The following is a 13,405-nucleotide window of genomic DNA, read 5'->3' as shown; positions in this document are numbered from 1 at the left end:
GTTAATGTATGCAGGTAATACAAAATGGCTTGTACAATTGTTAAAATTAGTGAATTTTTTTGGAAAATTAGTAAATTGGATGTTTGATAGAGGAAGTAAGTCTAATCAATTAATTTATTTCTTTCATATTATATAATGCAAATAAATTTTTTAGGGAAAAGGGGGTATGTTAAATGTCTTTTGAACGTAGATGTGAATGTGATGTATGTAATAGAAATCGAAGAAGAAGACGTGAGGAAGTAAGAGAACAGAGAAATCTTGAAGGGCGAAGAAGATTAAATGGTTTACGAGAAGGTGACAGAATTACAGTTTTTTCAGGCGGAACTGCGATTGATGGAACAGGCGTCTTTATTCGTGTAGAGGATGGATTTCTTGTTTGGGTAGATGCTGCTGGAACTCTTAATGTGACAAGCCTAGATGTTATTAGTGTCCGACGTGTAAGTTAATAGCATTTTAAATAATGTAAATGTGTTGAATGCAATAGAAATTGAAGAAATAGGGACCATGAGGAGGTGGGCGAAGTGGGTAATAGAAGACTAGATGGTTTACGAGAAGGCGACAGAATTACAGTTTTTTCAGGCGGAGGTCCGATCGATGGAACAGGCGTCTTTATTCGTGTAGAGGATGGGTTTCTTATTTGGGTAGATGCTGCTGCGACTCTTAATGTGACAAGCCTAGATGTTATTAGTGTTCGGCGCGTAGTTTAATAGCATTTTAAATAATGTAAATGTGTTGAATGTAATAGAAACCGAAGAAATAGGGACCATGAGGAGGTGAGCGAAGTGGGTAATAGAAGATTAGATGGTTTACGAGAAGGCGACAGAATTACAGTTTTTTCAGGCGGAACTGCGATTGATGGAACAGGCGTCTTTATTCGTGTAGAGGATGGATTTCTTATTTGGGTAGATGCTGCTGGGACTCTTAATGTGACAAGCTTAGATGTTATTAGTGTTCGACGCGTAGGTTAATAACACCTTAAATAAATATAAATAAAAGATAAGAGGGGAGGGCTCTTATCTTATTTTGTTTTTAGGAATTATTATGTTATATAGATTATATTAGGTATTTAAATACTTAAAAAGGGATTTATATAAAATAAATCCCTTTTTAAGATGATAAGAGAGGTAGGATATATTATATTTGTAAATTTTTAATTAGGTTTGTACATTTTTAATAATTTATTTGTTTTATGTAAAAGGTGCCAAGAAATACTTTGTAGTTTTATTTCTTGGCATGGGTATTTATTTGGGTCATTTGGATGCCGACCTTACCATAGTATATGTCCGATATATGGAATGGTTTGTTATTTACGTTCAGTTCAGTAAATTTAGGAAAGAAAAAACACCTATTTTTGAAGTGAACCCGAATAGTGGTACATGAAAAAAACACCTCCTGAATTCGCATACTAAGTATGCAAATTCAATGGAGGTGTTTTTGGTTTGAAGACAAGAGTTCATTACCCAGAAGAAATAAAGTGGAAAGTGATTGAAATGAAAAAGGATGGATATTCCAATCGGACCATTATGGAGAAGTTTGGAATTAAAAATGTTTCCCAAATTAAGACGTGGATGAAGTGGTATCGTACCGGTCAAACGTACCGTTTTCAACAACCTGTAGGAAAACAATATTCTTATGGAAAAGGGCCAAAAGAGCTAAATGAATTGGAACAGCTACGGTTAGAAAATAAACAGTTAAAAACAAAATTACTGATATGGGGAAAGTATCTGGAAATCGAAAGGAGTTGAACCCGGAAACTGTAGTTACTTTATGGACCGATTTAAAAACAAAACTAACGGTAAAAGAATTGTGTAATGTATTAGAATTACCCCGGTCTACATTTTATCGTTGGTTACAACGAACAGTGGACCTAAGAGATGAGATAGAAGAGAAAATAAAGGATGTTTGTCTTCGGCATAAATTACGATATGGATATCGAAGAGTGACCGCAACTCTTCGGAAAATGGGACTGTGTGTGAATCATAAAAAAGTATTACGAATCATGAGACAAAATCAGATTCTCTCAAAAGTTCGTCGAAAGAAAAAGAAATATATCAGTGGTGCGGAGCCAGTAGTAGCCCCTCATCGATTGGAACGCCAATTCGATGCATCCACACCAAATGAAAAGTGGTTTACGGATGTGACGTATCTATTATTTGGAGAGCGTACCTTGTATTTATCAACGATTATGGATGCCTTTAATCGTGAAATTATTAGTTATGTCATCAGCGAGTCCCAAGCACTGCCATTAGCAATGAAGACATTAAAACAAGCAATGAGAGGGCGAAAAGTAAAAGATGTCCTTCTTCACTCAGATCAAGGAAGTATTTATACAGCGAAGGAATTTCAAGCATATGCCAAAGAAAACGGCATGATCACCAGCATGTCCCGGAGAGGAAATTGCCATGATAATGCCGTCATGGAAAGCTTCTTTGGTCATTTAAAAAGTGAAGCCTTCTATTCACAAGAGATAACAAAAGTATCCAACACAACTGTGCGAAAGATTGTGCTAGAATACATTCATTACTACAATTGTGTGCGAATTCAAGAAAAATTAAACCACCTATCCCCTAAAGAATTTAGGGAACAAGTGGTTTAGGTGTTTTGATAGGTGTCCCGTTTTCAGGGTTCACTTCATTTTGTAATAGGTGTTTTTTCTGCAAATTGGCTTATAAAATTAAAGGAAAGGTATTTCTATTCATTCATTTTTAATAATCATCTCTATGATCATGCTCATCATGTTCTTTACAATGCTTACGCTTGCAACAGAAACGATTACAATCAGGTGAATTTATAGAGATTACATTAATTTTATTAATTGCAATACGTGCCAATCCTGGGAAACAATCAAAGTCAGATAAAATGATTACGTTGTTTCCTTGAAAACCTTGGAATGTTGCACTTGTAGGTGGTTGGCAATCATATTGAAGAACAATACAAGTACCAGGAGTTAATGTTCTTAAGAATTGTAATAACTCTGGATTATTATTCACCTGTCTATTGTTTTCGTCTTTTCGGTGATGATCTCTATGATGATCTCTCCGATCATCACATCTATTGAAATCACAACCTCCATCAAAACCAAAACCCATCAAAATTACCCCCTTTCGTTCGTTAGTACATCTTATGCTCGTCTAGAAAGGATGGTGTGAGCATATGAGTCTAGTTAGGTGTGGATTTTTTATTTAAATATAAAACGTGTTTAATAGGGATCTTTTTTATGAATTATTTTTAAAACACCGTATTATAATAATTTATTAATAAAAAGTTTTTACCAACCTGTCTATTTCAATTATTACTTTTAAACATACTCTATTTTGACAACTAATAATAAGTTAATTGAATTGAATTGTATTGTTAGGTGTCAAAATTAGAAGTAAAGGTAAGTGATAGAGAATGGATAATAATGAAATTCTAACTCTGTTGCAAGCATTTCAATTGGTTGGGGCGAGAGTTGTATTATTTTTACCATCATTTCACGTAGAAGGCCTTATTACATAGATTGGAGAAAATTTTGTTATCCTTTGTCGTGATAATGGGGAAGGCTTTGAAGTAGAAAGTAATGCAAATGGTGGGGGTCTTGAAAATCCAAACCAAATTAGTGTTGCAATTAGTAGCATTTTAGCGGTAAGTGATGATCGAGGAGCATAATAAATTGAAAATTTTTTTACTATATAATACATACTTATTATAGGAGGGGGATAGATGTATCAGTTTTGTTTTAATTCTGATAATGGTAAACGAGAATTTAGATTATTTGATATAAATCCAATTCCTCTTATCACTCCATTTAAATCAAAAGGGTGTTTTGATACTTTATATAGGGGCATCTAACATTTGTGGATGCTCTTTTCATTTGCATTCAAAGAGTTGTTAAAAATACTATATTGAAAGGGCTATTCTACAGACTCCTTTTAGAGGAGCATGCATTAAATAAAGTTGGCTTGTACATATTTTGTTTGGAAGTGTATTATAATTTTGAATTGAACAGTCCGTGTCAGTTTTATTGATCCTCATTACAGAACTTTGCTGAAACAATCTTCACTTAATCCCCTAATGTTTCTAATCAATTAAGCTATCCCTGGAGTTAAAAGAGGGATAGCTTCGTTTTTAAGATTTAGTCCTACGCTAACATATCTATCGTTATGTGTACTACAAGAAGGGTAATTATACTCACGAAGATTAAGATTTTTAACGTCTTTATTTTGGTAAATGTAATTCGAACATAGCTGACTAAAAATAAACGTTTTTGATATAACTACATCTTTGCTTCCCATACCATTTTCTTTTTTTATTGAGTAAGCTCGTCAGTGAAAAAATGATACGTTAATCTTTTCCTTGCTTTTTATAAGTATGCTTCCATATAGCAAGAAAACGATTAAATACAAAACAACTTCAAACAATGGTTCTCGCAATTAAGGCTTCTTATTCTTACTTCTAGTAAAAATGAAAAAACGTAGACTTATGCCTACCGGCATTTATCTTCAACTTAAAATTGGTGTTTCACGCCTTCGCATTTTTGAGGAAGCGGCCTTCTGTCGGAAAAGATAACAGTGACCTTTGCACCGAAACGGTTTGTATTGCGTATTAAAATTCCTCTATTAACATATTTAAAGCTTTTGACTTTATCCTTTCATATTCCATAGCTCCAGCTAGTTCTTCAGCAAGTAATGGTGATTTTCTGACGTATTTTTCACGAATCACATCATACAATTCGTAAGGAAATAACATATCAATAAACATAATTTTCTTCTGCTCAGTTGTTAAAGGAGAAACTGACTCATATGCGTTAATCATAATTTGAAATTGATCTGCATTCCAAACACCAGTTGTATCTAGGAGAGGAATAATCATTTTACGCAAGTCTCGAATAGGAAGATCGTAAGAAACTGTATCTAAATCAATTACCCAAATTTGATTACTTGGATCTAATAAGGAATTTCCTGTTCCATAATCTTGATGACATAAATTAGGGAATTCTTGTAATTCATCAGTCCATTTTGTATATTCAGATTCCAATAGTCTTTGGTGTGTGTGTTTTGCTTCTGAAATGAAAGCATCGATTTCAGTCAAGTACAATTGTGAAAATGGGTCATCCGGCATAGTTGCGGATAAAGTTTTCCAAATCTCCATCTGTTGAAATCTTTTAATGTAATGATTGGGCCAACGTCCCAGTTTTGTAAAGATGGGTATGCCTGGTGGCGGTTTGTAGCCAATAGAAGCTACATGAAAATCCGCTAACCCTTTCATAATCATTTCAAGGTCTTCTTGCATTGTAAGCTCAAATGGTCTTCCCTCAATCCATTCATAAACAACAAATAAAAATGGACCGTGTTTTGTATATAACTGATTCACTTTGCTTGGAATTATGCTCGGTACACGCATGCCTTTCTTTGCAAGATAATCTTGAGCGTGAATAGAAAATAAAGCCTTTTTTTCAGGGCGATGAATTCTCTTTAAGCAAAATGGTCCATCTGCAGTATGAATTTTCCATACTAAGGCTAGTTGTCCACCTTGTATTAATTCAATTGTAGTCGCTTGAATGTCCCAATGTTGAATCATTGTCTCTGCCAATGCTACTAATTTTTGCTCCTCTTCGGGCGATAATGTATACACCGCTTCTTCATTATGATTCTCCACATATACCACCATCCTTTTATACTCTCTTATTACTGTATGGTACATGACCATTTTTGCTCTAGCCATTTGCCTTTAAGAAGAAAAAGTACTATTTATCTTCAATTATAAAAGATGAAATAATGCTTGATAACTCACAAATATAAGGGTTCCTTCGTAACATATGAAGAAAGTTGTATTTTATGAAACAGGGAGGCGATTTAATGAAAATTGCGATAATATCCACTGAAAAGCTACCTGTACCAGCTGTACGGGGGGGAGCTATTCAAATTTATATAGATTCTGTTGCTTCCATTATTGCTTCTAATGGAAAAAATGTGACAGTTATTTCTATAACAGATCCTAATTTAAAATCAGAAGAAAAAAACAAAGGTGTAAGGTATATACGTTTTCCAGAAGAGGAGTATCTGCCTGATGTTATTAAACATTTGAAACAGGAAAAATATGATGTGGTTCATTTATGTAATCGTCCCAATTGGATTACAATTTTACGTGAGGCGGCACCACAGACTAAATTCGTATTAAGTGTGCATAATGAAATGTTTGCATACGAAAAGATAAGTGATAAAGAGGGCGAAGCATGTATTGCCGCTGTTTCCAAAATTGTAACAGTTAGTGATTATATAGGAAAAACAATTACCTCACGCTTTCAAACTGCAAAAGCAAAGACAAGAACAGTATATTCTGGTGTAGATGTAAATGAATATTATCCTTCGTGGACCGCGAATGGTACAAAAGTTAAAAATCATGTGCAAAAACAGTTGAATTTACAAAATAAAAAAATAGTCTTGTTTGTTGGACGCTTGAGCAAAGTAAAAGGTCCTCATATTTTGCTACAAGCTCTTCCTAAAATAATTGAGAAGAACCCAGACATCGTAATGGTTTTTATTGGTTCAAAATGGTTTGGAGATAACAATGTAAATAATTATGTAAAACATTTATATACCTTAGGTGCAATGTTTCCAGAACATGTAGTCTTTATTAAATTTGTTAAGCCAAAGGATATTTCAACACTTTATGCTATGTCAGATATTTTTGTTTGCTCTTCACAGTGGCAAGAGCCTCTTGCTAGAGTGCATTACGAAGCAATGGCAGCGGGTTTACCAATTATCACAAGTAATCGAGGCGGTAACCCTGAAGTTATTGAAGAAGGGAAAAATGGATATATTGTCAATGACTTTGAGAATCCTGATGCATATGCAGAAAAGATAATTGATCTATTAAATAACGAAAATAAAAGAAAACAGATAGGGAAATATGGACGTGCGAAGGTCGAAAAAGAATTTAATTGGAACCGAGTCGCTATGGATTTAATGAAAGTGTATGGGGAAGTTTTATAAAATTTAAGAGGAGGGTGATGAAAGTTGGAAGAAACAACTGGATTAGAGAGTGAACATTTAAAAAAGGTCCTTAGTTTTTATCCATTTGAAGTAAGTAATATCATTTTACAATCAAGCAGAAGTGGGAGAACAATGTGGGAAGTTGAAACAGAAGAAGGATTAAAAATATTAAAGCAAGCACATATGCATCCAAAAAGGATGCTATTTATTGCTGGAGCACATTTACATCTCCTTCAAAATGGATTACCAATTACAAACATTAATAAAACAAAAAGAGGGGGCTTTTGTATTGGATCTGATGGGTATGCATATGTACTATATGATAAGCATCAAGGGAAAGAAGTCATATATTACAATAAAGAACAGTTAGAAAAGGTACTCATATATGCAGGGAAATTTCATCAAGCATCAGAAGGCTATATTCCTATGCAAGAAAGTAAAATTCGGAGTCGATTAGGAAAATGGCATAAATTATACAGATGGAAATTACAAGAATTAGAAGGAAATAAAAGAATTGCACTCTCCTTTCCAGATGATGTATTTTCAACGATGTTTTTAGAGTACGTCGATAAGATGTTAGCACGTGGTAAGAGAGCATTACAAGAAATAGATGATCCATATTATGACCAATGGACAAAAGAAGTTATTGCATCTAATAGTTTTTGTCAGCAAGATTTTACTTTAGCAAGGTTTGCAGAAATAGATGATGCTGTGTTTATGAAAGAGCTACATTCTATTACAAGTGATTTACCCGTGAGGGATCTACGTATCATTTTAAATAAAGTGATGAAAAAAATGTCAGTTTGGGATACTAATTTAGCAATTCATATGTTGAGTGCATATGATTCGGAAAATTCCTTATCAGAAAAACAATTTCGTGTTCTTTGGACTGATTTATCGTTCCCTCACTTATTCTGTGCAATTGCACATAAATACTATTTAGGACAAAAGCGCTCTTGGTCTGATGAAAAGTATATTTGGGCATTGCAAAATATCATTGCACTTGAAGACTCTAAAGAAGAATTTTTACAAAATTTTTCTGATATTTATCAAGAAATCAAGAGCAGTAGCGGGGGGAAATAAAATGAGTTCCGAACAAGAAGAGATAGTAATCCCTATTTTAGATTTAGAGAAATTTGTGTTTTCTCCACCAGGGCCAATGGGGTGGGAATTGTCAGAGTATGAACAGCAAAAAAATATTGTACTAAATGAATCGTCGGTGCTAGAGAATTTAGAGATTATTAAGGAAATAGAATTAGAGGAGTTACCCAAAATCGGATTGCTAGATTTAGAAGAGAAGTCTCCACAAAAAACTACAATAATTGATGAAGTAAAAGATGAAGTGAAAAATGAAGTACAAGATGAAGAGATTCAGAAGACGAGAAAGACGACGAAGAAGAAGAAGAGGAAGAAAAAGAAAAATAAAATAGAACTAGATGAAAAATCCTCACAAAAAACTACAATAATTGATGAAGTAAAAGATGAAGAGACTCAAAATTCAATAGAAATAGAAGAACAAAAAACGGAACAAAATGAGGTCGTTCCAACTCAAATAGAAAAGCCGAAAGTAAAAGTCAAAATTATTACTCCCGATCATCCATTAAAAAGCCCATGGATAGCAAACTTAGTAAAGAGCGCTAAGGAAAATGAATAATGAAATTTCCGCAAATAGATTAATCTTTTCATATTCTTTCAACATAGTATATATAAATCTATATTGAAGGAGTTAGGTAAATGGCTGATGTGAAGAGAGCAAAAATAAAACTAGATGTTGAGAATGGCTTTAGTGTGAATTCAGATGGTGATTTACAGGAAGTTCTAAAATCTCTAGCTGAAATAATTCAATCTGGTACACATAATGGTGTAGAGGTTGAAATTCAATATGCTGATGAAACAGAAGTTATCTTTACAGACGAGGAAGACGAGGAAGCCGAGGTAGAAAACGAGGTAGAAGAGGAAGAAGAAGACGAGGAAGGCGAAAACGAAGAAGACGAAGAAGACGAAGACGACGATGATGAAGACGATGATGACGATGGTGAAGAAGAAGACGCGTAAAATAATCAGCACTAAAATACGCTTGGTTCTCCAAGCGTTTTTTGTTCTTTAACATATACATAATAGGCAACCTTTATATATCTTTTATATCAAACACACGTATTTATTTTTTCGATAGAAGGCTCTCTCCTCAAAAATATAAAGATGTGAAATATCAAATTTAGGAAGGGGTTGAATATCGGCAAGCATTAGTCTATCTTATTTTGTACAATACAGGAACCATACATAAAGATGAGGTGCAATCCATGTTAATCAATAACATTTGGAGTTTTCGCATTTATAAGAATCGGAAAAACAAAGTCTGAATTGCGAGAATCATTGTTTATAGCCTTTTTGCATTTAATCGTTTCCTTGCTATGCGGAATCATACTTATAAAGAAATTTAGAAAATATTAACGTACCATTCTTGCTCTGCCGAGTTTCCTCAATAAAAAGCAAAATGGTACGGGAAGAAAATTGTAGTTGTATCAATAATGTTTATTTCTAGTTAGTTATGTTCGAATTGTTTTGATCAAAATAAAAACGTTAAAAATCCAAATCTTCTTGAGTAGACTCTTGCTTCTTTTAGCACACATATTACGATTGAGAAGTTAATGTAGGACAGAATCTTAGCAACAGAGCGCTCCACCTCCTACCCCTAGGAACTACAGGAATAGTTTAATTAGTTAGAAACCGTTAAGTTTCTGTATTTAGGAATTCCTCAATTCAAATAGCCCATCAGAACGTTAAATACTGGGCAGTTTAAACAATTAGAATTTTGAGAGGGCGTATTAGATTTCTAGCAGGCTGATTAGTAGATTCTGCTACTTGTTTATATACCTGATCTAGTTTTTTTGCTGTATGCTTAAATGTAAAGTTTTCCTCCACAATTTTTCTTCCGTTTTCAGCAATCCATTGTGCAAATTCTCGTTGAGATAACAAAGCCTGGACAAGTCTGGCAAACTCCATTGGATTATCATATTGTTTTACTAGGCAGCCGTTATATTCATCTGTTATAACTTCTGCATTTCCCCCACGGTTTGTTGTAATAATTGGGATTCCAGCAGCCATTGCTTCATAATGAACACGTGCCAATGGTTCGTTCCATTGTGAGCTACATATAAATATATCCCCCATTAGAAATATATTATGAATTTGATCTGCAGGAATAAATTTGGTGAAAATTACGTGTTCTTTAATTGGCCTAGCCATTCTATATAGCTTTTTAACATATTTATTTACTCGGTTATCACTAAACCATTTACCACCAACAATTACAAGTACCGTATCTTTATGCGTTTGAATAATCTTTTTCATAGCTTGAATGAGCAAGTCTGGACCTTTATTTTTACATAATCGGCCAACAAATAGAATCACTTTTTTATCTTGGATACCGTATTTTGTACGAAATGCATTTCTTATCTTTTGTCCTGTTGGTGTCCAGATGGAGGGAGATTGTTTTAAATTAACACCAGAGTAGACAATAGAAATCTTTTCTTCAGCTTGTGGAAACCTCTCAATCACTGTTTGTTTAATATAGTTACTAACAGTCACAATGGCGGTAACCATTTCAATAATAAGATTGCCTTCACAAATAGATAGTTTATGTTCAGCAAACATATCGTTATGAAGGCCTAATACAAATTTACTGTGTGGAGAAGCTTGTTTATATAGAGGTATATTTTTAGGACGATTAAAGACATGTATAATATCAAAGGTATTGGTTTGAAGTGTTCTTATAACATGCTGTTCATAATCTTTTTGAGGCACATACACGTAATTGACATTGTCTTGTGTTTTTTGATTTGGAAGACTTGGATCTGAAATAGAGAAAATAGTAAGTTCATAATCTTGACTTATATAGGGGGACACCCCATCAATCATCATTTGAATTGCTCCACCTTTAATTGCGGGAGATGGTAATTTTTCTGTACATATATATGCAATTTTCATAAACTAATCCCCTTTGTATAGTTGTTTTATATAATGATATTCTGCTTCCAGTCCGTCGGATAGAGAAACTGTTGGAGAATATTGCAGTAATGTACTGGCCTTAGATATATCTGCCCATGTCTGCTTCGGTTCTCCAGGAACTGATTTTAGAAAGTTTTTGGTTGCTGATTTCCCTGATATTTTTTCTAACATAGAAATGATGTCTAAAATGGATGCTTGTTCTTTTCCACCGATATTGATAACTTCACCTATTATATTTTTTTTTGTCTCTAAAGCGGCCACTGTTCCTCGTATACAGTCATCAATATAGGTAAAATCACGTGTTTGTGTTCCATCACCAAATATTGTGAGAGGTTTATCTACTAGCAGTTGTTTAATTAATCTATGAAATGCCATATCAGGACGCTGCCTTGGCCCATACACTGTGAAATATCTTAAAATAACAATTGGTATGTGAAAATTTTTGTGATAAACATGACATAAGTGCTCACCACTTAATTTGGTAACACCGTATGGAGATAGAGGGGTAGGTAATAAATCCTCAGAAACTGCGCCAGATTTTTCACCATAAACAGAAGATGTGGATATATGAATGAATTTATCTAATTTTATGTGTTTACAGGCTTCAAGTAACTGCTGTGTAACCATTATATTATTTGTAACATAAGGCTGAAAATCTTTTCCCCAACTTGATCTCACACCAGGAATAGCAGCTAGATGATAAACAACATCTATATCTTGTAATAGTATTGATAAATCTGTATTTAGAATGTCTTCTCGTATGAATTGAAAACGTGAATTCAATTCGAGAGATTGTATATTACCTGTCTTTAAAGTAGCTGGGGTAGGACCGATGAAATGATCAATTCCAACTACATGATATGCACTATTTTTAAGTAACGCTTGACACAGATGTGAGCCAATGAAACCAGCGGCTCCTGTTACAAGTATTTTCATGACCGACCCACTCCAATATATTGTAATCCGTATTTTTCTATTTCACCTTTTTCAATGCAATTGCGTCCATCCACGATTGTGCATCCCTTCATAACTTGTTTGACTTGTTTCCAATTAAGTGTTTTAAATTCATTCCAGTCCGTGGCGATAATAATACAATCAGAATTTGTAATTGAAGATTCTAGGTTATCATGCTGGGTAACTTGTCTTTTTAAATGTGAAGGAAGAAAAGCTTTGGGGTCATAGGCATGTAAATCATAGCCATGAGGGATTAACTTTTCAAGAAGTATTACGGCAAGGGAACTACGAATATCATCAGTATTTGGCTTAAAGGCAATTCCTAAAACTGTTATTTTTTTTGAAGAGGGTTCTTTTATAGCTTTTTTAATTTTTTCAACATAGAGATCTATCTGTGTCGAGTTAATGGATTGTACAGCTTGTAAAATAGGAACTGCTACGTGTCTATCAGTTGCTGTATAAATGAGTGAATGTAAGTCTTTTGGGAAGCATGATCCGCCATATCCCATCCCCGCCTGAAGAAAATGAGGATTAATTCGAAAGTCATAGCCAATTCCTTTTGCCACTTCAACAATATCAATGTTATATGCATCACAAATTCGAGAAATTTCATTTATAAAAGAAATTTTGGTAGCCAAAAATACATTAGATGTATATTTAATCATCTCTGCTTCATTTAAACCTGTACAAAGGAAAGGAGCATTAATCCCTTTATATATATCCTGCATAATCTTTAACGATGTTTTGTCACCTTTTTGGATACCTATAATAGTTCTATCTGGATTGAACATATCGTGAACAGCAGAGCCTTCGCGAAGAAATTCAGGATTGGAGACAATATTGAATAAGGCTGATGAAACCCCACGTTTAATAAGTGTTTCATATAATTGTTGATTTGTACCTGGTGGAACTGTACTTTTCGTAATAATAGTTTTATACGATGTTATAGCTGGAACCAGTAGATCAATGACGGAGTAGATATATTTTAAATCCGTCTTTCCACTTAATGTAGAAGGGGTTCCTACAGCGATAAAAATAACAGGTGATTGTCGAATAGCATTATCGATATCACAACTGAATTGTAATCGGTTTCTATTTTTGTGAATAAGCTCCTTTAAATCTGGTTCATAAATGGGGCACTCCCCCTTTTGAAGAGCTTGAATTTTTTCTTGATCCTTATCTACACATATAACATCATGACCTAAATCTGCTAATACTGCTGCTGATGTGATTCCCACATAACCAGAGCCTATAATACATATATCCATATGATAATCACCTCTCTGAACTTAGTACTATAGTACTAGTTGTTACAGTATATTGAGGGACAAGTTGGATTGGTGACAAATGAAAGGCCTATTCATATAAGCAATAAAAGCAATCAGAAGGTAAAAGCCTCTTTTGGAATCGTCATGCGCAGGTAAGGCGGTTACTGAATATTAATATTCTAAACACTCAAGGGAGCGAGA

The 13,405-nt window shown here is 34.0% G+C and carries 14 protein-coding genes and 3 pseudogenes; 10 read left to right on the top strand and 7 right to left on the bottom strand.

The genetic code is table 11. From position 1 onward, the window contains the following. The first annotated feature begins 173 nt into the window (after window positions 1-173). From MR143_RS26645 to MR143_RS26630, 4 genes are all read left to right on the top strand, one after another. Entirely contained in the window at window positions 174-446 is a 273-nt protein-coding gene (locus MR143_RS26645; protein ID WP_000007381.1) for a hypothetical protein, read from the top strand. Between the two features lie 66 nt (window positions 447-512). Then, entirely contained in the window at window positions 513-707 is a 195-nt protein-coding gene (locus tag MR143_RS26640; protein ID WP_003304047.1) for a hypothetical protein, read from the top strand. A 66-nt stretch (window positions 708-773) separates the two neighbouring features. Next, the gene (locus tag MR143_RS26635) at window positions 774-968 is read left to right on the top strand and encodes a hypothetical protein (protein ID WP_374221663.1); all 195 of its coding nucleotides are present in this window, start codon (window positions 774-776) and stop codon (window positions 966-968) included. 471 nt (window positions 969-1,439) lie between these two features. Next, window positions 1,440-2,596, top strand: a protein-coding gene (locus tag MR143_RS26630; protein WP_242281092.1) for an IS3 family transposase whose coding sequence is annotated in 2 segments (ribosomal slippage) — window positions 1,440-1,689 and window positions 1,689-2,596 — 1,158 coding nt in all. Because the reading frame shifts where the segments join, the coding sequence is not laid out codon by codon here. 109 nt (window positions 2,597-2,705) lie between these two features. On the opposite strand, the gene MR143_RS26625 is transcribed toward MR143_RS26630, so the two are convergent. After that, window positions 2,706-3,089, bottom strand: coding sequence for a hypothetical protein (locus MR143_RS26625; RefSeq protein WP_061884956.1), 384 nt, complete (start codon window positions 3,087-3,089; stop codon window positions 2,706-2,708). Between the two features lie 304 nt (window positions 3,090-3,393). Between MR143_RS26625 and MR143_RS26620 the strand changes: the two are divergent. Together MR143_RS26620 and MR143_RS33065 are read left to right on the top strand one after the other, a co-directional pair. Further along, window positions 3,394-3,648 (top strand): annotated as a pseudogene (locus MR143_RS26620) (hypothetical protein). A gap of 54 nt (window positions 3,649-3,702) precedes the next feature. Continuing rightward, complete coding sequence (locus MR143_RS33065) at window positions 3,703-3,831, top strand: hypothetical protein (protein ID WP_000284194.1); 129 nt, start codon at window positions 3,703-3,705, stop codon at window positions 3,829-3,831. Between the two features lie 236 nt (window positions 3,832-4,067). On the opposite strand, the pseudogene MR143_RS26615 reads toward MR143_RS33065, so the two are convergent. The 3 genes and pseudogenes from MR143_RS26615 to MR143_RS26610 all read right to left on the bottom strand — a co-directional run. After that, window positions 4,068-4,302 (bottom strand): annotated as a pseudogene (locus MR143_RS26615) (IS200/IS605 family element RNA-guided endonuclease TnpB); the annotation flags it as partial. Between the two features lie 21 nt (window positions 4,303-4,323). Beyond that, a pseudogene (locus MR143_RS33560) lies at window positions 4,324-4,386 on the bottom strand (helix-turn-helix domain-containing protein); the annotation flags it as partial. Window positions 4,387-4,584: 198 nt separating this feature from the next. After that, complete coding sequence (locus MR143_RS26610; protein WP_002182058.1) at window positions 4,585-5,688, bottom strand: CotS family spore coat protein; 1,104 nt, start codon at window positions 5,686-5,688, stop codon at window positions 4,585-4,587. 149 nt (window positions 5,689-5,837) lie between these two features. On the opposite strand from MR143_RS26610, the gene MR143_RS26605 reads away from it, so the two are divergent. From MR143_RS26605 to MR143_RS26590, 4 genes are all read left to right on the top strand, one after another. After that, complete coding sequence (locus tag MR143_RS26605) at window positions 5,838-6,974, top strand: glycosyltransferase family 4 protein (protein WP_088349321.1); 1,137 nt, start codon at window positions 5,838-5,840, stop codon at window positions 6,972-6,974. 24 nt (window positions 6,975-6,998) lie between these two features. Beyond that, on the top strand, window positions 6,999-8,057 hold the full coding sequence (gene cotS, locus MR143_RS26600) for a spore coat putative kinase CotS (protein WP_242281091.1): 1,059 nt from the start codon (window positions 6,999-7,001) through the stop codon (window positions 8,055-8,057). 1 nt (window position 8,058) lies between these two features. Continuing rightward, window positions 8,059-8,628 (top strand): hypothetical protein, encoded by a 570-nt coding sequence (locus MR143_RS26595; RefSeq protein WP_242281090.1) that lies wholly within the window; start codon window positions 8,059-8,061, stop codon window positions 8,626-8,628. 80 nt (window positions 8,629-8,708) lie between these two features. Continuing rightward, complete coding sequence (locus tag MR143_RS26590) at window positions 8,709-9,029, top strand: hypothetical protein (RefSeq protein WP_242281089.1); 321 nt, start codon at window positions 8,709-8,711, stop codon at window positions 9,027-9,029. 741 nt (window positions 9,030-9,770) lie between these two features. Here MR143_RS26590 and MR143_RS26585 read toward each other — a convergent pair. Genes MR143_RS26585 through MR143_RS26575 form a run of 3 tightly spaced genes read right to left on the bottom strand, consistent with a single transcriptional unit; the run spans window position 9,771 to window position 13,204 of the window. Then, the gene (locus MR143_RS26585; RefSeq protein ID WP_000686385.1) at window positions 9,771-10,961 is read right to left on the bottom strand and encodes a glycosyltransferase family 4 protein; all 1,191 of its coding nucleotides are present in this window, start codon (window positions 10,959-10,961) and stop codon (window positions 9,771-9,773) included. A 3-nt stretch (window positions 10,962-10,964) separates the two neighbouring features. Then, on the bottom strand, window positions 10,965-11,918 hold the full coding sequence (locus MR143_RS26580) for an NAD-dependent epimerase/dehydratase family protein (RefSeq protein ID WP_000699350.1): 954 nt from the start codon (window positions 11,916-11,918) through the stop codon (window positions 10,965-10,967). Continuing rightward, window positions 11,915-13,204 (bottom strand): UDP-glucose dehydrogenase family protein, encoded by a 1,290-nt coding sequence (locus MR143_RS26575; RefSeq protein WP_242281088.1) that lies wholly within the window; start codon window positions 13,202-13,204, stop codon window positions 11,915-11,917. The genes MR143_RS26580 and MR143_RS26575 overlap by 4 nt, the downstream gene beginning before the upstream one ends. Between the last annotated feature and the right edge of the window lie 201 nt (window positions 13,205-13,405).

The sequence above is a fragment of the Bacillus cereus group sp. BfR-BA-01347 genome, from assembly GCF_022663835.1.
GTDB lineage: Bacteria > Bacillota > Bacilli > Bacillales > Bacillaceae_G > Bacillus_A > Bacillus_A thuringiensis_K.
The sequence above is the reverse complement of the archived record's forward strand: the minus strand, read 5'-3'. Positions and strand labels throughout refer to the sequence as shown.